General features: G+C 61.6%; 20 protein-coding genes and 3 pseudogenes. 14 read left to right on the top strand and 9 right to left on the bottom strand.

The annotated features are described in order from the left end of the window. Window positions 1-11: 11 nt before the first annotated feature. On the bottom strand, window positions 12-1,004 hold the full coding sequence (locus tag M2281_RS11805; RefSeq protein ID WP_280821360.1) for a chromate resistance protein ChrB domain-containing protein: 993 nt from the start codon (window positions 1,002-1,004) through the stop codon (window positions 12-14). A gap of 92 nt (window positions 1,005-1,096) precedes the next feature. On the opposite strand from M2281_RS11805, the gene M2281_RS11800 reads away from it, so the two are divergent. The 5 genes and pseudogenes from M2281_RS11800 (at window position 1,097) to M2281_RS11780 (ending at window position 5,746) form a co-directional block, all read left to right on the top strand. Then, on the top strand, window positions 1,097-1,810 hold the full coding sequence (locus tag M2281_RS11800; RefSeq protein WP_280821359.1) for a Fe-Mn family superoxide dismutase: 714 nt from the start codon (window positions 1,097-1,099) through the stop codon (window positions 1,808-1,810). Between the two features lie 4 nt (window positions 1,811-1,814). Beyond that, complete coding sequence (locus M2281_RS11795; RefSeq protein WP_280821358.1) at window positions 1,815-2,285, top strand: chromate resistance protein ChrB domain-containing protein; 471 nt, start codon at window positions 1,815-1,817, stop codon at window positions 2,283-2,285. Window positions 2,286-2,332: 47 nt separating this feature from the next. Further along, entirely contained in the window at window positions 2,333-3,223 is an 891-nt protein-coding gene (locus M2281_RS11790; RefSeq protein WP_280821357.1) for a DUF1259 domain-containing protein, read from the top strand. A gap of 332 nt (window positions 3,224-3,555) precedes the next feature. Further along, window positions 3,556-4,158: pseudogene (locus M2281_RS11785) on the top strand (LysR substrate-binding domain-containing protein); the annotation flags it as partial. A 391-nt stretch (window positions 4,159-4,549) separates the two neighbouring features. After that, window positions 4,550-5,746 carry an MFS transporter gene (locus M2281_RS11780; RefSeq protein ID WP_280821356.1) on the top strand — a complete coding sequence of 399 codons (1,197 nt, stop codon included), beginning with the start codon at window positions 4,550-4,552 and terminating at the stop codon, window positions 5,744-5,746. A gap of 298 nt (window positions 5,747-6,044) precedes the next feature. Here the strand turns inward: M2281_RS11780 and M2281_RS11775 are convergent, their stop codons facing one another. The 5 genes from M2281_RS11775 to M2281_RS11755 are packed head-to-tail and all read right to left on the bottom strand — an operon-like array spanning window position 6,045 to window position 9,762. After that, window positions 6,045-6,917, bottom strand: coding sequence for an amino acid ABC transporter ATP-binding protein (locus tag M2281_RS11775; RefSeq protein ID WP_280821355.1), 873 nt, complete (start codon window positions 6,915-6,917; stop codon window positions 6,045-6,047). Next, the gene (locus M2281_RS11770; protein WP_280821354.1) at window positions 6,914-7,594 is read right to left on the bottom strand and encodes an amino acid ABC transporter permease; all 681 of its coding nucleotides are present in this window, start codon (window positions 7,592-7,594) and stop codon (window positions 6,914-6,916) included. The genes M2281_RS11775 and M2281_RS11770 overlap by 4 nt, the downstream gene beginning before the upstream one ends. Further along, entirely contained in the window at window positions 7,591-8,250 is a 660-nt protein-coding gene (locus M2281_RS11765; RefSeq protein WP_280821353.1) for an amino acid ABC transporter permease, read from the bottom strand. Before M2281_RS11765 ends, M2281_RS11770 begins: the two co-directional genes overlap by 4 nt. Before the next feature lie 18 nt (window positions 8,251-8,268). Next, complete coding sequence (locus M2281_RS11760) at window positions 8,269-9,087, bottom strand: transporter substrate-binding domain-containing protein (protein WP_280821352.1); 819 nt, start codon at window positions 9,085-9,087, stop codon at window positions 8,269-8,271. 57 nt (window positions 9,088-9,144) lie between these two features. Next, window positions 9,145-9,762, bottom strand: a complete 618-nt coding sequence (locus tag M2281_RS11755) for a helix-turn-helix transcriptional regulator (RefSeq protein ID WP_280821351.1) — start codon at window positions 9,760-9,762, stop codon at window positions 9,145-9,147. Window positions 9,763-9,897: 135 nt separating this feature from the next. Between M2281_RS11755 and M2281_RS11750 the strand changes: the two genes are divergently transcribed. Genes M2281_RS11750 through M2281_RS11740 form a run of 3 tightly spaced genes read left to right on the top strand, consistent with a single transcriptional unit; the run spans window position 9,898 to window position 12,991 of the window. Next, a complete protein-coding gene (locus M2281_RS11750) occupies window positions 9,898-11,016 on the top strand; it encodes a DUF2817 domain-containing protein (RefSeq protein WP_280821350.1) in 1,119 nt (372 codons plus the stop codon). A 20-nt stretch (window positions 11,017-11,036) separates the two neighbouring features. Beyond that, complete coding sequence (locus M2281_RS11745; RefSeq protein ID WP_280821349.1) at window positions 11,037-12,023, top strand: ornithine cyclodeaminase family protein; 987 nt, start codon at window positions 11,037-11,039, stop codon at window positions 12,021-12,023. A 29-nt stretch (window positions 12,024-12,052) separates the two neighbouring features. After that, entirely contained in the window at window positions 12,053-12,991 is a 939-nt protein-coding gene (locus M2281_RS11740; protein ID WP_280821348.1) for a threonine ammonia-lyase, read from the top strand. Window positions 12,992-13,256: 265 nt separating this feature from the next. On the opposite strand, the pseudogene M2281_RS11735 reads toward M2281_RS11740, so the two are convergent. Further along, window positions 13,257-14,644, bottom strand: a pseudogene (locus M2281_RS11735) (transposase). A gap of 222 nt (window positions 14,645-14,866) precedes the next feature. Next, window positions 14,867-18,406, bottom strand: coding sequence for an autotransporter domain-containing protein (locus tag M2281_RS11730; protein ID WP_280821347.1), 3,540 nt, complete (start codon window positions 18,404-18,406; stop codon window positions 14,867-14,869). A 273-nt stretch (window positions 18,407-18,679) separates the two neighbouring features. Here M2281_RS11730 and M2281_RS11725 point away from each other — a divergent pair, with 273 nt between their 5' ends. Next, the gene (locus M2281_RS11725; protein ID WP_280821346.1) at window positions 18,680-20,293 is read left to right on the top strand and encodes a winged helix-turn-helix domain-containing protein; all 1,614 of its coding nucleotides are present in this window, start codon (window positions 18,680-18,682) and stop codon (window positions 20,291-20,293) included. Between the two features lie 346 nt (window positions 20,294-20,639). On the opposite strand, the gene M2281_RS11720 is transcribed toward M2281_RS11725, so the two are convergent. Next, complete coding sequence (locus M2281_RS11720) at window positions 20,640-21,032, bottom strand: hypothetical protein (protein WP_280821345.1); 393 nt, start codon at window positions 21,030-21,032, stop codon at window positions 20,640-20,642. A 989-nt stretch (window positions 21,033-22,021) separates the two neighbouring features. Here M2281_RS11720 and M2281_RS11715 point away from each other — a divergent pair. From M2281_RS11715 to M2281_RS11695, 5 genes and pseudogenes are all read left to right on the top strand, one after another. After that, window positions 22,022-22,156: a hypothetical protein gene (locus tag M2281_RS11715; protein ID WP_280821344.1), complete on the top strand. Its 135-nt coding sequence runs from the start codon at window positions 22,022-22,024 to the stop codon at window positions 22,154-22,156. Then, window positions 22,153-22,602, top strand: a pseudogene (locus M2281_RS11710) (DUF1194 domain-containing protein); the annotation flags it as partial. The gene M2281_RS11715 and the pseudogene M2281_RS11710, both read left to right, overlap by 4 nt. Before the next feature lie 128 nt (window positions 22,603-22,730). After that, complete coding sequence (locus M2281_RS11705) at window positions 22,731-23,090, top strand: DUF1194 domain-containing protein (RefSeq protein ID WP_280821343.1); 360 nt, start codon at window positions 22,731-22,733, stop codon at window positions 23,088-23,090. 141 nt (window positions 23,091-23,231) lie between these two features. Beyond that, the gene (locus M2281_RS11700; protein WP_280821342.1) at window positions 23,232-23,870 is read left to right on the top strand and encodes a hypothetical protein; all 639 of its coding nucleotides are present in this window, start codon (window positions 23,232-23,234) and stop codon (window positions 23,868-23,870) included. Window positions 23,871-24,305: 435 nt separating this feature from the next. Then, window positions 24,306-25,946 (top strand): helix-turn-helix domain-containing protein, encoded by a 1,641-nt coding sequence (locus M2281_RS11695; protein ID WP_280821341.1) that lies wholly within the window; start codon window positions 24,306-24,308, stop codon window positions 25,944-25,946. Window positions 25,947-25,979 lie beyond the last annotated feature (33 nt).

Genomic DNA, 25,979 nt, shown 5'->3' with positions numbered 1-25,979 from the left:
GTTCCTGTGCGTTATCCGCCCTTGGTGTGGAAATACTGATACAGGTTGTCGAAGACGGGTGCGCCTTGGGCGATCCGCTGTTCATCCTCGGGGTTCGCCACGCAGATTCCGGCGATGAGACTGGCAATGCCGCTCGTCTCCTCTCGACCGAACTTCGCGTCCTTTAGGTCGATGTCGTGGACGATCTCGCCAATGGCCTGAAGCGCCGGGTCATTGATGTGGGCCCGATTGAGCAAGACCTCAAAACTGCAGTGGTCGCCTTCATGGGTGATCTCCCCTTCGAACATGTCGAACCGCAATTCTCCCGCGTCCGGGGCATAGCCCTTTCCCGGAACAAAGCGGATGACCGCGTCGGGATCGATGAATCGACGGATCAGCCAACTGCAGGCGATGCGGTCGACATGCACGCCCTTGCGCGTGACCCAAATTCGTCCTTTGAGATCGCCCGCCAACGGCGGCGGCGCTTCTGGCAAGTCTTTGGTCATGTCCGTATCCTCCGTGAGCCTGCGCTCCAGCTCCGCGACCAGGCTTTCGGCCGAGAGGCGACCGGTCGCGCCGAAGAAGTCGATCGCCGCGATTTCCGTAAGCCGCTTGCGCAGACGACACGACTGCGTTCGGGCATCGGCCATTTCGTCGGGCGCAGCAGTGTCCTCGAGCCGCGCCCAAAGCGCCCGCGCTTCCTTGGCGATTTCCTCGTAGTCCTCGTCGCGCGCGGCATCGAAGAGCCCGCGCGCCTGAGCGTCTGAAAGGCCGTCGATGAGGCGTGCCTCACACACCAAGGCCTCGCCGCCACCCTCGACGATCTCCTTCAGAAGCCATTCGAAGTCCTCCTGCGTCTCGGCGTTCGCAGGCAGCGCATAGACCGTGCTCTTGACGGCGACCGCTCCGATCCCTTGCAGGCGACGCCAGATCTTCACCCGGAAGTAGGCGGGCTTGCTCGGCAGTTGGTGGATCAGGAACAGCCAGCGCTGCTCCGCAACTATCAAGTCATCGATCATATCCATACCGTATCATCAAATCTCACGTATGCAACACTTGTATCATATTGGACTAAGGCGTAGCATTCAATCGGTTGCGTACCCCAAGCGAGGACGCCATGCACCAGATCATCCCACTGCCCTTTAAACCCAACCGCCTTGACGGTCTCTGCGAACGCCTTCTCGCCAGCCACTACGAGAACAACTACGGGGGTGCCGTCCGCCGACTGAACGCAATCGAGCGCCGCCTGGATGACCTCGACTGGGGCACAGCCCCGATCTTCGACATAAATGGCCTGAAACGCGAGGAGCTTGTCGCCGCCAACTCGGCGATCCTGCACGAGATCTACTTCGAAGGATTAGGTGGTTCGAGTGACGTGCGCGGCGATCTGACCCATGACATCGAACGGGATTTTGGCAGTGTCGCGCGCTGGCGTATCCACTTCACCGCCTGCGCCAAGGCCCAGGCGGGCGGCTCGGGCTGGACCCTGCTCACCTGGTCGGAACGACACCGGCGGCTGCTGATCCACCTGGAGGCGAAGGAGGATATTGCTCTCCTCGACGTCTGCCTCGCCGACGTCATGGCAAAGCGCCACGACATGTTACCGGGGGCACTCGTGCGTGCTCCGGAGAAGATCGCGGGCTGGGCTGGCGACCTGCCGACGGACAAGCCGATCATCGTATACGGCATCTATGGCCTCCGGGTCAGCGCCGACGTCGCCGCCGAACTTCGTCGCCGCGGGCTAGACGCGCACAACCCGGCGGGCGGCATCGCCGCCTGGCACGCCATTGGCGCGCCAACGGTGCCGCTTTCGCAAACAGAAGGGAGATGAAACCATGAAATGGGTTACACGCGAACGCCCGGTCATCGACCGCATCGCCTGCCCCTGGCTTGTCGCGCGGTTCATCGACAAGGATCCCGAGTTCCTGTTTGTGCCGCCGGATCAGGTGATCAAGGTCGCCGAGGAGACCGGGGCGATCCCGTACGACGTGCCCGGTGTCGAATACACGCATGTCGGCGAAGGCTGCAGCTTCGACGCCTTCGTCGCGAAGCACGGCCTTGGCCATGATCCGGCGATCGTGACGATCGCCGCGATCGTCCGCGGTGCCGACACCGACCGACATGACCTCACGCCTCAGTCAGCTGGCCTTCTGGCGATCTCCCTGGGACTTCGGGACGTGTCTCCGGACGACCATGAGGTACTGAGACACGGCTTTGTCATTTACGACGCTCTCTACGCCTGGGCATCGCGGCGCAAGACAGAAACGCACAGCTGGCCGCCAGCAATGGGAACGGCCGTTACGTGAAGCTTTGCGGGGATACACCCCTTGGATCGGAGGCGACGGAGACTGGAATGCACGCGAAATTCCCTATCGGCGCTATCCTGCTTGCAATTTTTCTTGGCCAGGCCCACGCAGAGCCTGACTGGACGGCGGTCGGCAAGGCGCTTGGCAAATCCGGCACGCTGGTGTCTGGCGGCATCTACCGCGTGGGGCTGCCTCGCTCGGACCTGAAGGTCGTTCTCGACGGCGTGGAGCTCAAGCCAGCTCTGGCACTCGGCTCTTGGTTGGCGTTCAGGTCGATGAATGACAGCGAGGTCACGGTCATGGGCGACCTCGTGTTGACCCCGCCGGAGGTCAATCCGGTGATGATGAAGCTGATCAAAGGCGACATCGAGATCACCGCACTCCACAATCACCTGCTGCGCTCCGATCCGGCCACAGTGTACATGCATGTTCTGGGGCGCGGTGACCCCGTGAAGCTCGCCGCCAGCCTACATGACGCCCTGGAGGAAAGCCGGACACCACTCTCCGACGCAGGGGCGAATGCCGCATCACCCTCGACTTCCGTCGATCTCGACACAGCCCTCATCGACCAGACGCTTGGCCACAAGGGCAAGGTGAACGGCGGCGTGTATCAGGTCAGCATTCCACGGGCGGAAAAGATCAGCGAAGGCGGCATGGACCTGCCGGAAGCCATGGGGTCCGCGAACTCCATTAACTTCCAGCCGACCGGCAACAGCAGAGCGGCGGTCACCGGTGATTTCGTGCTCATCGCGACAGAAGTCGGGCCTGTGCAGCGAGCCCTGCGCGAGAACGGCATCGATGTGACGGCGCTGCACAATCATATGCTCGACGACAAGCCGCATCTGTTCTTCATGCACTTCTGGGCGAATGATGACGTGACCAAGCTTACCCATGGGCTGCGCGCGGCGCTCGACAGGATCCATCTTGCCAAGGACTGAACGGCAAGACTGGCTGTGTTTCTGCCGCTGATGTTGTGGGTCGCTTTACTTGTCACCGCAGCCATTGCTTTGCACTTGAACCGTATCGGTAAGGAACATTCTGATCCTCTAAACGGGAAGGCGGCCGGAGAGATTTTCGAGTACTTGACTGCACCGCTATATTTCCTCCGGATCCGTTAGCCATCGCCACAATATTCCGACGCAATGCGCGGCATTTCTGCGAGGCTCGGCACGTCGCTTCGATTGTTACATCGTCGCTCATTGAGGCATGGATGACGCGGCAAGGGGGGCATTGGCGTCGCACGCTACGATCATGGCCGCCGCCATTCTGTTTGCGCGACCGGCCGTCCGGCACGATCCGTATCACCACCGTCGAGCACGCGGCCAAAACAATCCTCGTTCCCACCTTGAAGCGGCTGCTCCCGGACAACCCCGACATCAATATCGAAGTAACGGTCGATTATGGATTGGTCGACGTGGTGGCCGATCGCTTCGATGCTGGCATCCGACTCGGCGGGGAAATCGCCAAGGACATGATCGCGGTGCGGATCGGACCGGATATTCCCATGGCGATCGTCGGCTCACCGGACTATTCCCGGCGTCATGCCATGCCGACTTCACCCGCAAGGCTGATCGATCATCGCGCAATCAACCTGCGCCTGCCGATGCGCGGCGGCCGGGAGACGCGAGTGAGCGTCGACGGGCCGCTTGCCTTCAACAACATCGACCTGATCCGCGAGGCAGCACTTGACGGCCACGGCCTCGCCTATCTGCCGCTCGATCAGGTCCAGCACCATCTCGACGAAGGCCAGCTCCTGCGCGCGCTAAACCGCTTCACGCCCGACCTGCCCGGGTACCATCTCTACTATCCGCACCGGCGGCACGCGTCGACAGCCTTCACGTTGTTTGTGGATGCGTTTCGCTTTCGAGGGTGAATGAGTTGGGACGGAAACTTCCTCCAACACGATATTCATACGGCAATCAGCGGGGATCGGTGTCAATTATCTCGGCTGGCAAAGTGGTCGGCTAACAGCCAAAGCAGTCAACCAATCGCGAAAGCTGCAGCACGCTCACGGCGCGGCTTCGACCCGCAACACGTGACCGGCAATGTCTGCTTTCAGCAACAGGCAAAGCTGGTCCCTATGGCCGACATGGGCGCGAAGCGGACTGGCAGTTTAGGGCTGTAGGCGAACTGGCAGCTTTTGGCGCAGAAGGCCAAAGAGCAGACGTTCGGATCCTAACTCGCGTTCGCCCCTCGGCCTGCGCACGACCAATGGAAATGGAGTAATCTACTTCTGCCTGCGTCGATTTCGGCTGGCAGAACAAATGCGAATCCAACCGGCAAAGTATTTGCTCGCGGCGCGTGCCTTGCGCGACTTCGGCGACGCTTACGTGGCCGTGCTGTTGCCGGTCTATCTGCTCGCGCTCGGGTTTACGCCGCTGCAGGTCGGGATTGTTGCGACCGCGTCGCTGTTGGGGTCCGCTCTCCTCACCATCGGCATCGGCTTGCTCGGTGCCGGGCACGATCATCGCCAGCTTTTGCTTGCCGCTGCCGGCCTGATGGTTGCAACCGGCGCGGCGTTCGTCGGTCTTCGAGGCTATGGGCCGCTGTTGCTCGTTGCCTTCGCCGGAACGGTCAACCCATCCGCCGGCAGCGTCAGCATTTTTGTGCCACTGGAACATGCCGTTCTCGCGCGCGAAGTCACATCATCCGCGCGCACCGAGATGTTCGCCCGCTACAGTTTCGTGGGAGCCATTGCCGCAGCGTTTGGCGGACTGGCCGCGGCAATTCCGGATCATCTGGCGATGTTCGGTCTCGACCGGCTCGGCGGCATAAGGGCCATGTTCGTCCTTTACACATTGCTGGGCGTGTTCGGAGGCGCGCTCTACGCTCGTATCCCCGAGCGTGAGGCAACCCGACAAATCAAATCAGCGGCCACGCTCGGGCCCTCCCGCCACGTCGTCATCAAGCTGGCGGCGCTGTTCAGTCTCGATGCGTTCGCCGGCGGCTTTGTCGTTCAGTCCCTGCTGGCGCTGTGGTTGTTTGAGACGTTCAACCTGTCGCTGTCGCAGGCCGGCACATTCTTCTTCTGGTCCGGCGTGCTCTCGGCGGCTTCCTATCCGGTCGCCGCCTGGCTGTCGCGACGCATCGGGCTCATCAACACCATGGTGTTCACTCATATCCCCTCCAGTATTGCCCTGATGCTGGCCGCGGTTGCGCCAACCTTGCCCGTGGCGCTCGCTCTTTTGCTTGTTCGAGCGGCGTTATCGCAGATGGATGTGCCGACGCGCTCGTCCTACGTCATGGCGGTGGTGACCGAGAGGGAGCGCCCCGCCGCTGCCAGCTTCACCTCGGTGCCGCGCAGCCTCGCTGCCGCGATTAGCCCGACCTTGGCGGGGCTGCTATTCGCCGCCTCACTTCGGGCGTGGCCGCTCCTCATCTGTGGCGCGCTGAAAATCAGCTACGACCTGTTGGTGCTGGTCCAGTTTCGCCACATCAAGCCACCCGAAGAACGGCCTTAGATCCAAGCAAGAAAATGCCCGCCTCGGGGACCGGGGCGGGCGATCATCATCGAAGAAGGCTAGTTCAGGCGAGAGGCAGTTTATCCAAACTTGCGCCGCGCGTGATGTCGGGGAAAACGGCATTGCTGCAGCCGCCGAAGGTGTCGCGGAAATGTAACAACAGCACGTTACTTGCGCATTCTATCGGGCGCTTTTCGCTTCCAATCGGCCGTTGCAACAGAACCATTGCGATGCGCTTCTGCGGGCGCCAGATTCTTTCGCCTGCCTGACAGCAAACGCATGGTAGCCCGACTGCCGCTCAGGCCCTACCGCTTCCTTCCACCAAAGGCATCCCCCATCCAAGTTGCCCTGCAGCCGCCGGCACGTCACGACCGGCCGGCCGAGACCGGATCGTGTTGCGCTCGAAATAATTGGCGAGGAAGCTCCGCACCCGTGGATTGTCCGGATTGCCGAAGATCTCGGCCGGACTGCCCTTGGCGGCAATCACGCCCTTGTCGGTAAAGACCACCTGATCGGCGACCTGACTGGCGAACCCCATCTCGTGGGTCACCACCACCATGGTCATACCGTCAGCGGCAAGATCGCGCATCACCTGCAGCACCTCTCCCACCAGTTCGGGGTCAAGCGCCGAGGTCGGTTCGTCGAAGAGAATGATATGCGGATCTTGCGCCAGCGCCCGCGCAATGCCGACGCGCTGCTGCTGGCCACCGGAGAGAAAAGTCGGGTATTTCGAGACGTGATCGGCAAGCCCCACCTTCGCCAGAGCTTTGCGTGCCTTTCCCGCCGCCTCGGACTTCGAAAGCTTGTTCACCAGCCTGAGCGGCATGGCGACGTTTTCGAGTACGGTCAGATGCGGCCAGAGATTGAACTGCTGGAAGACGAAGCCGACCCTCTCGCGCGCGGCATTGATCTCCTTGTTCGTGCAGGCACGACGCGCGGCCCCTTCCCCGACGAAGCCCAGGGGTTGGCCTTCGATCAGGATCGAACCTGCCTCGAAATCGGTCAGAAAAGCCATGCAGCGCAGGAGCGTCGACTTGCCGGAACCGGAGGGGCCAATGATGCAGGTAACAGCCGAGCGCGGGATGTCGAGATCGATGTCGTCGAGGACCGGGAATTTGCCGAAGCTCTTCTTCAGCCCGCGGATCTCGATGGCGCTTTCCCGGTTTGTCATGCTGTCTTTCCGTTTTCAGGCAAGAGATGTCTTTGCATATGCCGCTCGACCCGGCTTCCGATCCAGGTGGTTGCGCCGACGAGGACCCAGTAGCAAAGCACCAGCGTCAGCAATGTCTCGACGTATGTGAAAGTGGCGGAACCGATCCCGGAAAGGACGGCGGTGATCTCGGGCACGGTCATGACCGAAAGGATAGCCGTTTCCTTGCTCATGACGATGAACATGCCGACGAGAGCGGGGGTGATCGTCACCATCATCTGGGGAAGTTGGATATGACACAGGATCTGGAATTCGCTCAGGCCGCAGATCCGTCCTGCCTCCGCCTGCCCGACACTGACCGCGCCAAAACCCGCCCGGAAGATTTCGGTGAAGTAGGCGGCTGAATAGAGCGCGAGGCCTAGCACACCGGCTGTCTCGGCGTTCAACAGAAGGCCGATCATCGGGCCGCCGTAATAGAGCAGGAAGATCTGCACCAGAAAGGGCGTTCCCCGGAAGATCGACTGATAGATCCTGACGAGAAACCGGACCGGCCCAAGGCGCGAGGTTTGCAAAAGCGCAAGCATGAAGCCGAGCGCCATGCCGGTTATGGTGCCGGCCAGCCACAGCAGGATCGTCAGACGCAAGCCGTCGACAATCTGCGGCAGGTTATCGGTGATAATGGCGGGATCGAAACTCATGACTGTTTCTCCCGCGCGTAGCGGTGGATCAGCGCATCACCGGCAATGGTCATTGCTGTGGTCATCAACCAGTAGAGCGCAGCCGCGATCAACAGGGCCTCGAGCGGACGGAAATTGGAATTTCCCACATTTTGGGCCACCCGCGTCAGCTCCAGGATGCCTACTGTGGAGATCAGGGACGTGCCCTTGATCATGATCGTCGTCTCGTTGATCAGGGCGGGTAGCGTCAGGCGAAACGCCTGCGGCAGCTTTATGTGCCGAAAGATCTGCCATTCGCTCATGCCGGTGATGCGGCCGGCCTCGATCTGGCCCTGAGACACGCCGGCAAAGCCGCCACGCAGTATCTCGGCCTGATAGCCCGCGGTGCAGACGGTCAGCGACAAGAGAGCCGAGGCTTCCGGCGAAAGCTCAACCCCGACAAAGGGCAGGATGTTGAACACGATCAGCAGCACCACGAGAAGGGGCGTGGCGCGGATGACATTGATGTAGACCCTGGCGGAGAGGGACGCGATGCGGACGGTGGAGATCCGTGCCATGCAGATCATGACTGCCAGCAGGAACCCGAGGGTCAGGCAACCCACGGCATATAAGATCGAGGCCCAGGCTCCCTGAAGGAACAAGGGAAACTCGTTCAGTGCTCCGGAAAATTCCAACATCGCCGCCCCCCGCACCGGTCACATCTGGGGATTGGGCAGGGTTTCCGGCAGATCCATCGTCACGCCGAACCACTTGAGCTGAATTTCGGCCATGCGACCGTCCTTGCTGACCTTGAGAATGGCCTCGTCGATAGCCTTCATCAGCGCCAGCGAGTTCTCATCCCTGCGGCCGACATAGCTGAACCAGGCCATCGGGCCGATTGCCGGCTGGAGCACCTCGAACATCCCCTCGCGCAGCTTGGCTGCGTAATACAGGTTGGTCGATTGCGCCACGACCCCGTCGAGGCGGCCCGCAACCAGATCGGCATAGGCCTGGTTGTTGTCGCCATAGTCACGCACGGTGATGTTCTTGCCCTCGCCCACCTCACGGATCTTGGTGGCCGAGACGGTCTCACGCTGCGCGCCGAAGGTGCGGCCTTCGATATCCTCCGCCGAGGTGAAGCCGGTGTTTTTCGCCAGTTTCATGATCGAGATCGCTCCGCCCGAGATTGGCAGGTTGAAATAGTACTTCTCCAGCCGTGCGGCAGTTAACGTGTTGGGGCCCGCAACCATGTCGAATTTGCCCGCTTCGAGGCCGGGGAGCACGTTGCTCCAGGGCAGGTCGATGAACTTCACCTTGACGCCCAGTTCCTTGCCGATCTCGGCGAAGAGATCGGCGTTGAAGCCCACCTGCTTGCCGTTTTCGATGAAGTCGAAGGGCGGGAACTGCATCTCGGTGCCGACGACTAGCTCCCCGCGCTCTTTGACGGTCGCGAGCAGATCCTTGTCTTGGGCCAGCGCAGGCATCGTCAGGGCGGCGGCGACCGAGATCGCGCCGATCAGTTTACGAAATAGCATTGGAAACTCCTCTCCGTTATGCGGCACCGCGTGCCTGTCCCGCCCCAGCGTTCGGGGTCAGGGGTTCTTCCTGATTTCGTTGAGCATGTTGTAGACGGTCGAGCGCGAGAGCCTGAGCATCTGGGTGACATGGGGCATGGCGCCACGCATGTCGAAAATCCCCGCTTCGTCCAGAAGCCGCAGCACCGCCAGATGATCGTCACGGCTCATCGCGGCTTCGGTGAGCTTGTTCGAGGCGAGATAGGCGCTCAGGATCGTGCTGGCCGTCTCCTTCCATTCGGGCTTGAACAGGTCCGAATGGAGTACCGGCGCGGGCGAGAATTCGATTAGCCGCCGAATGAAGGCGACCGCTCCCTCGAAAGCCGAGATGTCGAGATTGATGCACAGCAGACCGACTGGATGCCCGGCATCGTTGCGCAACACTGCCGTCACAGAGCGAAGCTGGCGTCTGTCCCAGTTCGTTTTGCGGTAAGGCCCGATCACCGAGGCCTCGAGCGATGAGGCAACCTCCATCTCGGTCATCGAGCTGGCTCCGGCCTGACGGCGCGATAGCGGATTGACGATATGACGGATATTGCCCGTTTCGAGGTCATGGATCACCACCTCGGCATGCGGCCTCAGCAGGGCCGCGACAGCCTCGGCAACGGGAAGATACTTGTCCAGCTCATGCGTCATGTCTGCATAAAACGTCCACGATGGACGTTTTGTCAATTGAAAACTTAGCGACAATCCCTGTAAAAGACGCCAGCAAGATCGACGTAATGTCCAGTATGGACTATTTGTATTTCACTGGAGGAGCGCGGAGTCGCCATGGATGTAAATGGGATCGAGCCCGGTTGGGTGAAGGCCTTCTCAAGCGACCTTGCGCAGGCGCGCGACAAGTTCCTCAACGCGGCTAGGGCGGCAGGCGCCGCGCGGGTAGAGAGCTTCGATCACCAGCTTGCTGGACCTGACGGAGAACGGCTTGCCTGTGATGTCGCGTTCTTCGGAAACCCGGCGGCGCGGCATCTGATCGTCACCATTTCCGGCTTGCACGGGGTCGAGGGTTGGGCAGGCTCGGCCTGTCAAGTCGCCTGGTGCCATGAGGGGCAGGCAACGAGGCTTCCCGCCGACGTTGCCATGCTGCACATCCATGCGATCAACCCCTGGGGCATGGCCTGGGACCGCCGCCAGCAAGAGGACAATATCGACCTGAACCGGCATTTCGTGGACTTCGCCAAGCTGCCCGACGATCACGAATATTCCGAGCATGTCGCGGATGTCATGTGTCCGGATACCGATCCGGAGGTACGCCGGGCGGCGGATGCGCGGCTTGCCGCCTTCCTACAGCGCGCCGGGCGTCGCCATTACGGAATGGTTCTTCAAGGCGGCCAGTATCACTATCCTGACGCGCCTTCTTTCGGCGGCGCGGCGCCCTGCTGGAGCCACGAGGTACTCGACCGCATCCTCGCAACGCATTGCGCCAGGGCAGAGCGTGTCGTGGTTTGCGACTTCCATACCGGCTATGGGCCCTACGGATACGGCATTCCGCTCTGGCACCTCAGCCCGGGCCGGCAGCTCGACAAGGCCCGGCTGCTCTTCGGCCCGACGCTGGAGGCTCCGCTCGCCGGCGAGGGCGCGGAGGATGAGTTCATCCAACACGGCCATCTTTACGGCCATGTCATGGCTCGCCTGCCGGGCCGGGACGTCATCGCGATGTGCTTCGAATTCGGCGGCGAGGTGCTTCGTCCTGGCCAGCGCGCATTGCTTGAGCGCGCGGACGCGCTCATGTGGCGGGATCGCGACCCGCTTGAACAGGAAACCCGTGACGCGCGCCGCAGATGGAGGCAGCTTCATGTCCCGGACCGCGACGATTGGCGCGAGATGGTTTGGGTTCGCGGGCGGCAGGTGCTGCGCGAGCTGACCGCACGCATTGGCCAGATCGACTGAAGATCAGGAAAGGCGAAAAAGTGGAATTGCAGATAATCGATCGTAGCCTGGTGCGGGAACTCCTGCCAATGGAGACATGCATTGGCCTGATGGAAACCGCGATGCTACAAACGGCGGCGGGGGCAACCTGCCAGCCGCCGCGCTGGATCATTGGCCTGCCGTCCGGGCGGGATCGCGGCTTCGGCCTGATGCCTGGGGCCATGCTGGCGCCTGATGTCTTCGGTGCCAAGCTGACGGCGGTCTATCCGGAGAACGGTGCCAGGGGGCTTCAGTCGCATCAAGGCGCGATCGTCCTCTTCGATGCGGCAGTCGGCACACCCGTGGCGATCGTCCATGGCGGCGAGGTCACGGCGATCCGCACTGCTGCCGCCTCTGGCTTGGCAACGCGGGTGCTTTCGAGTCCCGAGGCCGGCGATCTGGCGATCCTGGGCTGTGGCGAGCAGGCGCGCGAACATCTGTTGGCGATGTCCTGCGTGCGCAGCCTCCGCAGGGTGCGTATTTGGGGGCGCGATTCTGGCCGCGCCGAGGCCTTTGCGCGGGAGAACGCCGCGCGCAGCCCGGTGCCGATCGAGATTTGCGCCAACGTAACTGAGGCGGTGCGCGACGCCGACTTGATCTGCACGGTGACGGCTGCGGCCGAGCCGATTCTGGAAAACGCTCAGGTCGCCGATGGCACGCATATCAATGTGGTCGGTTCGTCGATCGCTTCGGCCGCCGAAATCGGCAACACCCTTGTCCAGCGCGCGCGCTTCTTCGTCGACTACCGCCCTTCGGCGCTGCTTCAGGCCGGTGAGTTTCTTGCCGCCAAGGAAGCAGGTCTGGTGACAGAAGACCATATTCTTGCGGAAACCGGGGAAGTTCTGGCCGGACGCCATCCGGGACGGCAGGCGCCTGGCGAGGTGACGATCTACAAGTCCCTGGGCATTCCGGCAGAAGATCTGATCTGCGCCAACCACCTGTTCCAGACCGCTCGCCAGCGCAATCTCGGCGCGCGCGTTCCCTTCTGATCCGGCCGAAAGGGCAACTGATGATTACCATGACCCGTTTGAACGAGGTACGCGCGGCCCTTGCGCCGCATATCCATCGCACGCCGCTGTGGCATTCGCGCCATCTCTCCGAGTTGCTGGGGCGCGAGACGTGGATCAAGGCCGAGCTCTTCCAGCGCACCGGCTCCTACAAGCCGCGCGGCATGCTCTGGGCGATGATGCAGCTTTCACCCGAGGCACGGGCGCGCGGTACTGTCACCTTTTCGGCCGGCAATGCGGCTCAAGGCCTGGCCTACGCGGGCGGGGTTCTCGGAATTTCCACCACGGTCGTGATGTCGGCGAGCGCCAATCCCACCAAGGTCGCCGCTACCAAGGGCTATGGCGCAAGGGTGATCCAGCATGGAACTCCACAGGAGGCCGCGCAGTTCTGTCTCGACCTCGCTGCCAGCGAGGGGTTGACCTACATTTCCAGCTATGACGACGATGAACTGATGACGGGTCACGCTTCGCTTGGGGCCGAGATTTTCGAGGATCTGCCTGCTGTCGCGGATATCATTCTCGGGATTGGCGGCGGTGGCATGGCCGGAGGCATGGCCAAGGCGGCAATCGCCCAAGGCCACAAAGTCCGTCTTTGGGGAGCCGAGCCGGAGGGGGCGGCGGCCATGTCGCAAAGCCTCGAGACCGGCAAGGCGGTCAGGTTGCCGGTCGTTTCCACCATCGCCGACGGTCTGGCCGCGCCCTCCGCGGGCGAATTGTGCTACGCGCTGGTGAGGGAGCGTTTCGAAGGCGTTCATCTGGTGAGCGATGCGCAGATTCTTGAGGCGATGAAAGTTCTCATGGCCCGGCTGAAGATCATGCCCGAGCCCGCGGCCTGCGCAGGCTTGGCGGTGGCCCTTGCAAGGCCTGGTGACCTGAACGGTTCCGGCCCGCTCGTCCTCGTGATCTCGGGCGGGAATCTGGATCTGGCCAGCCTCAAAGGCTGGCTCTGAGGTTCGCATATCGAAGCTGTCGCTGCCTTGAGGCAGCGGCGTCTTCACAGACGCACGACTATCGCATCACAAGATCTGCTTTCAGAAAGCCGCGAAGCCGATCTCTACGGCCGACATGGGGCGCGTTGCGGACTGGCCGCTTTGGGCGGATTTCGTTGAAAAACTCGACGGTGAGATCGTTCACAGCGCTGAGGCCGCCGAGGCGTCCTAGAATCTTACCGAACTGGCGATCGCTCGCGGCGGCGGCGGGAGTTCGACGCGCTCCTCACAGGGCTGCTGCCGCGGCCAAGCGGCACGGCGGCCTGAGCTTTGCCAGTCTCCTGAGGTTTTGGGCGGTTGCGGCAAGGAGGAATTCGTCGCGTGCCCCGCACGGGCCTCGCAGCCTCAGGCGAGCCATCCGCAGGATGCGCTTGAGGTGAGCGAACAGCATCTCCACCTTCTTGCGCCGGTGGCGCGAGCGCTCATAGGCCGGCGTGCCAGCAATTGCTCTGGCGACATCGCGTGCGTCTTCATGGAGATCGCGGGGCACCTTGCGCGTGGGCGCGTTCGGGCAGCAGCGTGGTTTAAGTTCGCACGCATCGCAATCCTGCTTGCGGGCTCGGTAAAGCCGGGTGCCTTCACTGGTGATGCCCGATCGAGGCGTCGCATAGTTGCGATGGAACTGCAGCAATTCCTTTCCCGCCGGGCAGACGTAACGATCGTGTTCGCCGTCCCAGACGAAGTCGGCGCGCGAGAAGCTTCCATCGGTTCGGGTGGATTTGTCGAAGACCGGGATGTGCGGTGCGATTGTCTTGTGCTTGACGAGCCAGGCAAGATTCTCGGCCGAGCCATAGGCGCTGTCGGCCACCAGATAATCCGGCTTCAAGCCGAAGCGCTCCTCGGTTCGGTCGATCATCGTGCGGGATGCTCCGACCTCTGCCTGACGGATGGCACGCGTCGCCTCGACATCGAGGATGACGCCATGGTCGGTGTCGATCAGGTAGTTGGTGGCATAGGCAAAGAAGGCATGGCCCTTATGGGCTCCGGTCCACTGGGCCGCCGGATCGGAAGCGGAGATGAACTTCGGCGTCACCGGCGAGGCCGCGCCGAAGGCCGCATCATCGAGCACTTCCAGATATTCCTGCACCGAGCGACTGGCACCGTCCTTCGCATCATCGAGGTTCCATTCCACGCCAGGCACCGAGCGCTGCTTGTTGGCGTCGGCGGCAATCAGGCTGGCGTCGACGGCAAGCCTTCCGCACCGACCAGCCCCTGTGCCAGGCAGCGCTCCACCACCGTCTCGAACAGATGCCGCAGGATATCACTTTGCCGGAAACGCCCGTGGCGGTTCTTCGAGAAGCTCGAATGGTCGGGCACCTTGCCGTCCAGCCCCAGCCGGCAGAACCAACGGTAGGCGAGATTGAGATGGACCTCCTCACACAGCCGTCGTTCCGATCGGATGCCCATGCTGTAACCGACGATCAGCATTCGCATCATCAGGTCAGGATCGATCGAGGGGCGACCTGTGCTGCTGTAGTACGGCTTTAACTGCGTGCGGATGCCCTCAAGGTCCAAGTGGTGGTCGATGCGGCGAAGGAGATGATCGGCCGGCACGTGCTCATCGAGACTGAAATCGTAAAAGAGCTGCGCTGGAGCCGCCTGAAATCCCATCATTCGCATGATCCCCTGCAAATCACTCAGAGGATTGAATCATGCGTCCCAAGCGCCAGCAACAGCGCGTTTTTCAACAGTATCGGCCGGGAGCAGACAGTCAGGTTACGGGAGCTACACGGCTAAAGCGGTCCTTCTGGTGCCGACCGGTTACGGTCATCCGCGATCAGCATGGCGGCGAGAGGCAGGCCGCGGTTGAGCGTAATGCTGGAAGACATCTCATCCTCAGAACCTCACCGCGAGGTTTGCCTTGAAACCGTTTTCCCGTGCGCCGGAGGCGAACTGGCCGATATAAGACAGGCCGAAGCTCGCCTCGGGGGTCAGCTTGAGGTCAAGCCCAGCCTCGATCACCGCACTGTCCTTGGCGATCGGCACGCCGGCTATGGTGAACGCGTCGCCGGCCGAGAATGCCTGCGTTGCCGTGGGCGTGGTGTCGCCGAAGGCATGCCGCCAGCCGAGTACGCCGCGCAGGGTGGCGTCGACCGTGCCGAAGCCAAGCTTGTGCTCGGCACGCAGGCCCAGCGTGGTGAAGGTGGTGTCGGTCGTGTCGCTGCAGCCGGACAGCGCCGCCACGCCGCCATTCTCGGTAAAGCCATTGGTGTGCAGGCGGACATGGGCGAGGTTGGCAAAGGGCTCGAAGCGGGCTGGGCCGGCCTCGATGCCATAGCCGACCTCGCCGAAGGCTTGCAGCGTGCCGGCGTGGTAGCCGACAGCGAGGCTCTCGGCGATGCCGGGAATGGCGACAGTGCGGCGGGTGGAGAGATCGTTCCACGTATAGGCAAGGCCGCTCCTGAAGGCCAAATTGCCCCATTCGGTGCCGCCATAGAGACCGAGATGATAGTTGTCGCTCGAACCAGAAGAGAAGCGGTCATTCACGTCGAAGCGGGAATGGCTGTAGCCGGCCAGCAGACCAACCCGCCAGTCGCCAACCAGGCCATCGGTGCCGATCAGCAGGCCGCCGGTGGAGCGTTCAAGGCTGGCGGCATTGTCGTCGCTGTCGATCGAGCCCCAGGAACCGAAGCCGTAGCTCCAGACCACCGGGCCGGCGTGGTCGGGGGCAACCGCGACGGGCGTGTCGCCCGGTCCATAGGCCAGCACCGGTGCGTGCGAGGTGCCCGGAGCGGCAAAGGCGGCGCGCAGACGCTCGTCGATGGCGTTGCGCACGAAACGGCTGTCCTCGATGAGCGCGGACTTGGCCGAGGCGTGGATTTCGCCCGAGAGTGCATCAAAGCTCCGGCGCACGGTGTCGGGGAAGGCAGTGAGCGCGATCGAGCGCCAGACAGCATGGCTGTTGTCGAGCGTACCGATGGCGCCGCCAGTGGCGCTTTGGTTGCGGGTCCGGCCGACGCTGGCGAAGGCCAGGTCGTTGCGGCGCAGTTCTAGCGTCACGTCGTTGCCGTCGCCCCCGGCATAGTCGAGCAGAGCATCGAGAAAAAGCAGGTTTTGGGTCACCGGGCCGAAGGTCCCGACGATAACGCCGGCGCTCTGCTTTTCGAGGATGGTGAAGGGGCCGTTGAAGACGTTCAAGCTTGCCGCAGCCGTCGGAGACAGCACCAAGTCGAGGGTTGCGCCCGTGATGTCGACCGATCCGGCAACGACGATCCTGTCGGCCTCGCTGGGGGTCGCCTCGATGCGCAGCGTGCCGTGATTGACGTAATCACCAAGCACGTGCTGGACCCCGATGGAATTGCCTGGCGCATGCACAGCACCCGCCGCGATGGTGACGATCGAGCCGGTCGAGCCGAGATTGCCGGTACCGCCGAGGAGGCCACCCGCGCCAACGGTCAGCGATCCGCCGAGCGCGCCCATGCCGTTCAGGCCGACGATCAGGCTGCCGCCCGATACCGTCGTCGTACCGGAAAAGAAGGAACTGAGGCCGGTCAGCGTGGTCGTGCCGGCGTAATGTTCGACGGCATGGGTGCCCGTGCCGTTGCTGAGCAGCGGCGCCGCGAAGGTGGTGGCGCCGCTGTGGTTGAAGACGATCGTGCCGGCACCGTCGCCGAACTGGACCATCGTCGCCTCCAGCGTGCCGGCGGCGACGGCTGCGTCGCCCGCCGCCGCGCCGATGTTGATCGTGCCGTTGGCAGCAGCCTTCCAGCCTAGTCTCGCTCCAACAAAGTCGGCGGAGACAATGCCACCATCCGCGATGGTGAGCGTACCTGTGCCGACGAAGCCGACATAGAGGTTGGCGGAATTCGCCCAAGTCGAGGCGTTGCCGCTCGCATCTGTGCCGGTAACCGTCACGGTGTTCGTCGAGTTGGAGCCGAAGCCGATATAGCCACTCGTGTTGGTGACCCTGCCGCCGTCCGCAATGGTCAGCGTGCCGGTTCCGGAAGCGCCGACAGCAAGGATACCGGAATTCGTCCAGGTGGAGCCGTTGCCGCTCGCGTCCGCACCGGAGACCGTAACCGTGCCGGTCGAGCCGGAGGCATCGCCGATATAGCCGTTCGTGTTGCTGACCTTGCCGCCGTCCACGATGGTCAGCGTGCCGGTGCCAGCGGAGCCGACAGAGAGGTAGTCGGAATTCACCCAGGTCGAGGCGTTGCCGCTTGCGTCCGTACCGGAGACCGTCACCGTGCCCGTCGAGCCGCGCTCATAGCCGATATTGCCGGTCGAGTTGCTGACCTTGCCGCCATCCGCGACGGTCAGCGTGCCAATGCCGAAGACGCCGACAAAAAGCTCGCCGGAATTCGCCCAGCTCGAGGCGTTGCCGCTGGCGTCGGTGCCGGAGACCGTTACCGTGCCCGTCGAATTGGAGCCATTGCCGATATAGCCAATCGTGTTGGTGACCCTGCCGCCGGCCTCGATGGCCAGCGTGCCGGTGCCGGAATTGCCGACAGAAAGGAGGCCGGAATTCGTCCAGGTCGAGGCGTTGCCCCCGCTGTCTGCGCCAGAGACCGTCACCGTGCCCGTCGAGCCGGAGAACGCGCCGATATAGCCGTATGCGTTGGTGACCCTGCCGCCACCCGCGACGGTCAGCGTGCCGGTGCCGGTGCCACCGACAAGGAGGTTGTCCAAATTCGTCCAGGTCGAGGCATTGCCGCCTGCATCCGTGCCGGAGACCGTCACCGTGCCCGTCGAGCGAGAGCCATTGCCGATATAGCCAATCGTGTTGGTGACCTTGCCACCATCCGCGATGGCCAGCGTGCCGGTGCCGGAATTGCCGACAGAAAGGAGGCCGGAATTCGTCCAGGTCGAGGCGTTGCCCGCGCTGTCTGCGCCAGAGACCGTTACCGTGCCCGTCGAACTGCCGTAGGCGCCGATATAGCCAGTCGTGTTGGTGACCTTGCCGCCGCCCTCGATGGTCAGCGTGCCGGTACCGAACTCGCCGACAGAAAGCGAGTCGGAATTCGCCCAGGTCGATGCGTTGCCGATGGCGTCCGTGCTGGAGACCGTCACCGTGCCGGTCGATCTGGCGTTGACGCCGATTTTACCGTATGCGTTGGTGACCTTGCCACCATCCGCGATGGTCAGCGTGCCGGCCCCGAACTCGCCGACATAGAGGAGGGCACCGGCGTTCCATATCGGCGATGTAGCTCCGGCTGGATCCACGTCGCCGTTGATCGTCACCGTTTGTGCCTGCGCTGGCTGGAACCCGCCGCTCGCCCAGAAAATAGCGGCAAGTGCGGTGGAGAAATACGAGGCTCGGCAATGCCGAGCCGCCGCCGGGACGCTTAACGCAACCGTGAGAGCATCTGCCGAAACGCTTGCGTCAAGCACGCCGTGTGCAGCCTGCCGGCGGCTGGCCTCAAATGGTCGATTCATATACTTCCCCCCGGCTGCGTAGGTGCCTGCACCATTTCCGTCCGAGGCAGCCATAACAAAACATTCTCGCACCAATATTTGGTCGAGATGTTTTGATGTCGTTTTCTGCGATTTATTTTCTTCAAAATGCCAAGACATTTTTCCTAAGTCATGCATGATGACTATTACTGGACATCCTTTAGAGATGACCTGACCAGGCGCCAGCCGATTGCGACAGAACCGGAGGAGCCGGCACGACGCCAAGGCTTGCTCCGCCAACCCGCCGGGAGAGCCATGCAATCCGTGCGCTATGCCGATCTAATGTTCCAGCCCGACATGCTCTCCGCCACGAGAGATGACGGAACGGTCCTGCGACTGACCCGGCAGGAGCGGGCTCTGATCCTGCACTTGAGCCGCCAGCCACACAAACTGATTACCCGAGCGCAATTGCTGGAAGGCCTGGGCGACCTCGCTGGCGAGCTCGGCGAACGCAATGTCGACTATCTGGTCAACCGCCTGCGCAAGCGGCTGGGAGACAATGCCCGCGCTCCTCGTTTCATCGCGACGCAGTATGGCGAGGGCTATCTGTGGGTCGCCGACGCGGTCGCGGCCGAAACCGTCTCGGCCTTCATGCTGATCGGCCCTGTTTATGGTCTCGCACAGGACGCGGGCCCGCTCGGGGCGATCGTCGAGCGCCTTGCGAAGCATGTTGGATCTGCGCTCGGGGACGAGCGTAAGGTTCTGTGCATGCCGCAGTGGCGGTTCGAGCAAGGCGCGGCAGGCACCATTGGCCATAGCCTGGAAGTGAGCCTGCTGTCCGACGAGGAGCAGGTTCATATGGCGCTGGTTCTCAGGGATGGTGGAACCAACTCGCCGATTGCGCCCTTCCGGATCACCTTGCCAGGCCCGTCGCGTACTGCGGATCTGGAAGTCTTCGCTCAATCACTGGTCCAGTCGATCTGGGCCCACGCGGCCTTGCCCGACGGCCAGCCCCCGGAGCCGACCGATCGGCCATTGCATTTGCGTTTGCACGACGCGGCCCTACTAGTCTCGGCTGGTTGCGAAAGCTGGCGCGAAAATGCGCCCAGGCTCGCAGAGGGTCATGCCGCCAATCCCGATGATCCCACCATTGCTGTTCTGCGCGCGCTCAACCGCTACGCCCAATTGGTCCTGGCGCCTTTCATGCCGGAGACACCGCCCCTCACGGATGCCGAATGGCTGGCCATCGAGGATGAGATGGAACGGCTGGTGCTGGGAGCGCTGCCGCAAGCCGGGGGCAAGCCCATGCTGCTCATGGGAATCGCAAAAGTGCTGCGCTTCCTCGACCGAGGCCATCTGCAACTGGCGTGCAGGCTCACCGACGAAGCCTTCCTGACGAGTACCGCCTTTGCTGCGGCCTTTGCCATGAAGGGGCAAATCCACGCCAGCCAGGGCGATATCGAGCGTGCGATCGAGCTCTACGACAGGGCAATTGAGCTCAGCAAGGCCGGATCGCAGTTCCATATCTATCTTCTGGTCATCAAGGGGACCGCCTTGCTTGCCGCGGACCGTCGCGGCGATATCGCCCAATTGACGGCCGAGCTTCATGCGCTTGACCCGGCCAGCCGGCTCAGGGTCGGCCTGTTCTTCCTGCCACCCAAGGCCCGCCTTGTCCCGGCGGTGCTCAAGCCGGTTCTGGCGGCTGTGACCATGACCCAGGGGCAACGCATGCTCATGTACCTGTACAGGATCTCGGCACGCCAGTTTGCCCGCCGGCACCACCAGAAGAACGTGTTGTTGGGACTGTCTGTTCATCTCGTCAACATGCATGGCGCGGGCGTAATCCCGCCGGAACTCAAAACTCGTTTCCCGGATCTGGCTGCCAGGCAAGGCAATGCACAAAAGCGGTATTCGATCGAGACAACTTGAACGCAATCCGAGTCTGCTCGGCGATTTCGAACTGGATGGGCGTTCCTCTGAATAGCGAGCCCACGGTCGCGCACGACTCCGGAGAGGCTCGTCGCCCGCGTACAACCGCGACCTACAGCGTATTCTGGTGATGGCTGCTTTCGGGCAACGGCAAAACTTCCCCCTACGGCCGACATGAGGCGCATAGCCGCCTGACAAGCAGACAGGGGACCGGCGGCTTTCGGAATGGAACGAGCTGGAGCTGCCATCCACCTTCGACTTCAGCAGGAGCCTTCCGATTGCACCTGTGGAGAAGCGCATTGGGAAGCATTGGGCTTGTTAGTCGAACCGTACCGCGGTCTCCAGGCTAGTCCTCGGGCGAGATGGTTTTAGCGTTATCGGCTGACGTAAATTCCATCGTAAATGGTTGACCCCCAATCTCCGTGGCCAAGGCGGGCGACAGTTCAACGGGTGTGCATCGGTCCACGGCGTCCAAGGCAGCATCGACAAACTGCTGACGTACCTTCTCGTCGCCAGCGACCTTGATGAACTTGACCTGTGGCGGACCAATTAGTGCTCCATCGCTCTTGAGGCTGAAGCTCAGCGTAACGGTGGACTTTTTAACGCCGGCCGGTGGTTTCCAGCACGACATGATGGTCGCTCCAACCTCGTCCATTGTTGTGAGTGGGTCCGCGTGTGTCGTGAGCGCCATCAAAACCAGCGCAATGGCACAGAAAACATCTCGCTTTAGGCTTTTCATGGTTTCGCCTCCCTGAACGCACCTTTCCAAATGCTGGCAACGGCGAAATTGCGTCGATGCCCTGTCGCGCGGTTAGGCAGATTTCGCTCCCGCCGGTCGATTGCGCCTACAGAGTGGATCAATTTGCTCATTGCGCCTTCAAGCCAGCATAGTCAGTGTTTGCGAGCTTTTCCGCATATGGCATCTGGAACGATAGTCGACCTGGCGCGATGCCAGCGCCGCCATCATCGGTCGGGCGCCCGCACCTTCTCCTTCCTATCAGCGGCGCCGAGTCGGCGTACCGCTTCAGTAGCAGGAGGGATAGGGGCAATAACCGCACTGCCCGTCGCCCTATAGTCCGTAGCCGTAGTACGGCCTTCGCGACCCGTCGGGGGAATCCTCGCGCCTGTACTAGGACGAAGACTGGTCTCGAAATTCTAGGGCGGAACGGCGGTCTTTCAACGAGCGGATCGCCATTATTGCCTGTCATTGGGTGGAAACTTACCGTGAGAACGGCCGGATCGGGCCATGCGCGCTTGTTGTGCTGAACGTCCGCTTGCCTGAGCCAGGGAAGCATCAGGAATGACCGCTCAGGGGCGCGATGCTGACTGACAGCCTTGGGCCGGAAGTGGACCGTCCGCTTTGGTGTCGAATGCTTCGAATGCGGACAATCGATGAGCACGGCAGAGCCCTAAGGAGCCAACCAGCCGCGCAACAAGATCAGTGCTGGCCCCGTAAACGCGGCACCACGACGAAGCGCGTCGTCCGCATTCCTCTTCACGCCGCCGCAAGAAGAAGTACGAATAAATTCTGCCTCAACTGGCTCATTCCTCCTTGGCAAGGCTTTATTTTATCAAGCTCAAATATTTTCACAACAATCACTCCATAACCATCACAGATGCTGGAAGAGCATATCTGTAACGCGTTCGGCGGAGCGAGGCTTAAGTCTCCTGCCGGAAGGTACAGTCATGTCAACATTGGCAAGACAGCGTGTGGCGAGGGAGCGCAAAATGATACGCTTTTGGCTGAGAGAGATCTCCGAAGCGCTTCACGATGCCATCAGGCTGTTGATGCTGATGCGGGCGCCTTCCAGTTGGGACCAGCGCCAAAAGGGCCGGCCGCCGCTCGATTTCGACGAGCGATGACCGGACGCGATCCGTGCCTGAAGCCAAAGCCGATTTCCCGAACCGGAGACTCTCGCATGTATATGGCAAACTCGGCCCTCGCCATCGAAGTACGCTCACGCCCGGCCGCGTTGAGCATATGTTCAGCCGGGCGGAAATTTTTTGCTCGAAAAAGGGGCGCCTTTTGCGGCTCACTTGCTGTCGCAATCGTGGCCTTGCACTCGGTAGCGTTCTCGCTCGACGCGGCATTTGCCATCGAGGGCGACGCGGTGGACACGGCGGTTATCTTCGCCGTAGACAAGTCCTCCTCTATCGGCCCCGGTACGGCTCAGTTGCAGCTCAACGGTCATGTCGAGGCACTACGATCCGCCGAGGTCGCCAAAGCCATTGCAAGCGGTCCGATCGGATGCGTCGCGATCGCCTATGTCGAATGGTCGAGCGTTGGGGAGCTGGCCGTCATCCTCCCCTGGACGAGACTATGCGGCGCCGAAGATGCCAGCAATGCGGCGCGCCTCATCCTTAAACGTGGAAGCGACGGCATCGAGCGAAGGGGGGCGGCAGAACCTCGCTTTCGTTCGCCATCGACGCCGGCAGATTGCTGCTCGACAGATACCCCGGCCACGCGGGGCGCAAGGTCATCGACGTTTCCACGAACGGCACCAACAATGACGGGCTACCGCTCATCGACAGTCGGACGCGAGCATTCGAGGTCGGCTACATCGTCAACGGCATTGCGGTTTCGCGGGGCGAGCCCGGAATAACTGATGACCTGCCGGGATATTTGGAAAACAACGTCATGACGGGGGCGGGAGCCTTTGTGATCGCGCCGCGCAAGCCGGAAGAATATGCAATTGCGCTTCGGCGCAAGCTTGTACTGGAGATCAGCGACAGGCAGATCGGCGGCGCCACTGGCGCGCAATATGCCAGCAACGTCACTGGACAAACGGCACGATGAGGTGCCCCGCGCCGCCCTCCGCTTCTGCTAGTGGAAGCCCGTCGCGTGCAACCCCCTCCTTACTACATGTGACCAGGCGGTGTTCCGATGACTGATAGTAGAGCTCGTCAGCGGATCGAGAGCCGCATGCGGGATCCCGGCATGCTCTACAATTTGGGTAATTCACTGGGCTTCATCGTCGGGCTTGGCGTCGCACTTGCAGCGGATGCTTCCCGCGATGACGGGGCCACTGTGTGGGGCCGCGTCATTGCCCATGTTGTGGGCAGTCCGGCGGCGGCCGCGTTAACCGGCGCCACATCAGTGTTTTTCTGGGGCGGCCTCCTCTACACCAGGGCCTGGTCAAACGGTGCGCCACCCGATCCCAAGCTCAATCGACAAGGCGATGTGCTTTCTGGCATCGGCGCAATCCTTCTCGGGATCGGATTGGTCATCATGGGCAATCCGTGGCTTGCCGCTTCGGCCGGTTTACTACACGCAACGGGGAAATTCGGCGCTGCCTTGGGTGGCACGGCAACGAGGCAAGGTTCCTTTGCCCAATCGCGCGTGGCCGATTTCTGCAAGGATCTGGTCCTGGTAAGCCGTGTGCCAGCGGTCCTTGTAGGCGCGGCTGCGCTCTGGCGGGAGCTTGCGCTGCTGGAAAACATGCAGGAACTGCTGTTGTCTCTGAGCTTTATGACTTGTTGCCTGATATGGGCCGCGGCCGATTGGATGCTGCTGTCGCCAGACGGGTGGGTCAAGCCGGCAGTTGTACGTCTTGCCAGAAGAGAACCGGGAGCTTGATCGAGAAAGAAGAAGACATCGAGAGCAAGCAAAGACCGCAATGGTCGGCGTGTCGGACATCGATTGGGTTGAGCCTGAATCTTTCAGAAACGAAGCCCGCCTCGGCGAGTTGGGGCGGTAATTTTCCTTCTCACGTCGGGTCGCGGGAAAGCCGAAGTATCGAACGCAAAAAGCACCGCCTCTGATTGGAACGGAATCCAATCAAGTTGCATCATATCCGGTGCGGCGAAGTAGTTGCGGCAAATAGCTGATATGACGGGCCTGCCAGATGCTAAATGGTTTGCCCCTAAGCTCGGCATGGGACGCGTTGAGCACGATGGAGCACTCCGTCCAAGAGACGTCATTTTTGGTACATCAGGTGTACTTCATTTTTCTCGATTCCACATTTGCTTTGCTGTAGACACGCACTAGGTAATTCCGGCTTGGTGCCAGCAAATGGTGGGTGTCAATTACCAAAACCTGACTTTCGCGCCAGACTATTCATATGCTCATGGCGACGACGGCAAAATGATAAAGTTCACGCGAGCAGAACGACTGTTGCTCGCGGATCTGATCGCCCATGCCGGAATGCTGCGAAGTCGTGAACAACTGCTGGACGCTGTTTCACAGGTCGGATCCGACTCTTCGGACCGCAACGTGGATTTCTTCATAAATCGACTTAGAAGCAAGATTCGGGACTCGGCCAAGAACCCGAAATTCATCGGCACTCGGTATGGCGAAGGATATGTTTGGGTTGGCCCCCATTCCGTGCAAACAGGTCCTCTGGCGGAAAGCTACGTCGTTGTGGGCCCCATTGTCACAATCGGGCAGAAGAGCGCTGACAGCCACGACATCGAGTTTGCCGAAGCGGTTGCGCAGGCCCTCAGGAAGCAACTGCCCGTCGGGCGCGTCGTGTCCGTCAGACCCGATAAAACCGAAGCTGGTTTCACCTTTCGGATCAATCTGACTTTCATCGTATCTGGCGGCAGGAGGGAATGTGTTTCTTGTCTCCAAAGCAGGGAGAACACAAAGGTCATCCTTGTGCGGCGCGATAGCTGCCACGACATCGACGTCAACTCGTTGGCCGAAAGTCACCTTTCCGCACTTTGGCAATTCCAGGTCGACCGAACGGGCCCAGGCGCCTCAGATGAGGCACCCTTGGCCGTTAGATTGGTCGAGGCTGGCGAGCTGTTTGCCGACGACAGCGCTGCCGGATTGCACAGCGAAATAGCCAAACTGAAGGGAGAAGCGTTCCCGTCGTCTTCTATCTGGCGCAAGAATGATGTGCGGTTGCGCCAGTTAATTCGTAATGGGAATGCACCCCCCGCTACGCGACTGATGCTGGCGGTCAACATTTATACTGGCTACATCATCGATGGTTGGCGCTTTCTGGCCAACGAGGATCCCCGCGAACGCGATCAAGCTGATCTGGAGGGACTCATCCTTGAGGTTCTGCCCGACCTGCTGGATGATCCCCAGAATGCGCTGTCTGCGGCACATGTTCTCAGTTTCATGGGGCCGGCCCACCAAGTGCTGGCGTTGGAAATCGCGGAGGAGGCGTTTGCCAGATCGACGGCACTGGCCGACGCTCTCTCAATACTTGGGCGTTTGCGCGGCTTCGCGGGAGATTTCGATGGCGCGCTTGAATTGCTTCACCGCGCACGGCCCTTGTGCAAGCCTGGGTCTGTATTCGAACGCTACATTACTTCGTGCATTTGCCAGGTTCTGTTGGCTTCGGGCAACTTCGAGGCGAAGGACCGTGAACTTGAATCGCTGACCAAAAGCCCGATAAGCAAAGGTCCCTACAGGCTTCTTTATGCCAATCCAAACGAGACTGCGCCGTCTTTGCCCGTTCGCATTCACCTTGCACTTAGCCCGCGAAAATATGCCCGCGCAGCAGTGCTCTGGAGCTACTACATAAGCGCGCGCCTTTTTCGCCCCCACGAGGCGAAGGAAAACGTGATTGTAGGCTTGGCCCGCCTTATGCGCCGCCGCTTTGGCGACGAGATCATTCCAGATGAAGTCAGCGCAGCAATACCTGCGACAATGGGTGATGTCGCCCGGCCCGCGTCCGACAAAATATCTTCTTACGTCTGACGGCTAGTAGGTGCATTCGTTCGCCGGCTGCAC

The sequence above is a fragment of the Pseudaminobacter soli (ex Li et al. 2025) genome, from assembly GCF_029892515.1.
Taxonomy (GTDB): domain Bacteria; phylum Pseudomonadota; class Alphaproteobacteria; order Rhizobiales; family Rhizobiaceae; genus Pseudaminobacter; species Pseudaminobacter soli_A.
Note: the sequence above shows the minus strand (reverse complement) of the source record. Positions and strands in the feature narration are given on the sequence as shown.

Coding starts and splice junctions, on each gene's coding strand:
- M2281_RS11695 (WP_280821341.1), top strand. CDS start 24,306: ATGGTGGGTGTCAATTACCAAAACCTGACTTTCGCGCCAGACTATTCA.
- M2281_RS11775 (WP_280821355.1), bottom strand. CDS start 6,917: ATGACAAACCGGGAAAGCGCCATCGAGATCCGCGGGCTGAAGAAGAGC.
- M2281_RS11740 (WP_280821348.1), top strand. CDS start 12,053: ATGACCCGTTTGAACGAGGTACGCGCGGCCCTTGCGCCGCATATCCAT.
- M2281_RS11800 (WP_280821359.1), top strand. CDS start 1,097: ATGCACCAGATCATCCCACTGCCCTTTAAACCCAACCGCCTTGACGGT.
- M2281_RS11725 (WP_280821346.1), top strand. CDS start 18,680: ATGCAATCCGTGCGCTATGCCGATCTAATGTTCCAGCCCGACATGCTC.
- M2281_RS11720 (WP_280821345.1), bottom strand. CDS start 21,032: ATGAAAAGCCTAAAGCGAGATGTTTTCTGTGCCATTGCGCTGGTTTTG.
- M2281_RS11805 (WP_280821360.1), bottom strand. CDS start 1,004: ATGGATATGATCGATGACTTGATAGTTGCGGAGCAGCGCTGGCTGTTC.
- M2281_RS11795 (WP_280821358.1), top strand. CDS start 1,815: ATGAAATGGGTTACACGCGAACGCCCGGTCATCGACCGCATCGCCTGC.
- M2281_RS11750 (WP_280821350.1), top strand. CDS start 9,898: ATGGATGTAAATGGGATCGAGCCCGGTTGGGTGAAGGCCTTCTCAAGC.
- M2281_RS11730 (WP_280821347.1), bottom strand. CDS start 18,406: ATGAATCGACCATTTGAGGCCAGCCGCCGGCAGGCTGCACACGGCGTG.
- M2281_RS11765 (WP_280821353.1), bottom strand. CDS start 8,250: ATGTTGGAATTTTCCGGAGCACTGAACGAGTTTCCCTTGTTCCTTCAG.
- M2281_RS11715 (WP_280821344.1), top strand. CDS start 22,022: ATGATACGCTTTTGGCTGAGAGAGATCTCCGAAGCGCTTCACGATGCC.
- M2281_RS11700 (WP_280821342.1), top strand. CDS start 23,232: ATGCTCTACAATTTGGGTAATTCACTGGGCTTCATCGTCGGGCTTGGC.
- M2281_RS11780 (WP_280821356.1), top strand. CDS start 4,550: ATGCGAATCCAACCGGCAAAGTATTTGCTCGCGGCGCGTGCCTTGCGC.
- M2281_RS11770 (WP_280821354.1), bottom strand. CDS start 7,594: ATGAGTTTCGATCCCGCCATTATCACCGATAACCTGCCGCAGATTGTC.
- M2281_RS11760 (WP_280821352.1), bottom strand. CDS start 9,087: ATGCTATTTCGTAAACTGATCGGCGCGATCTCGGTCGCCGCCGCCCTG.
- M2281_RS11755 (WP_280821351.1), bottom strand. CDS start 9,762: ATGACGCATGAGCTGGACAAGTATCTTCCCGTTGCCGAGGCTGTCGCG.
- M2281_RS11790 (WP_280821357.1), top strand. CDS start 2,333: ATGCACGCGAAATTCCCTATCGGCGCTATCCTGCTTGCAATTTTTCTT.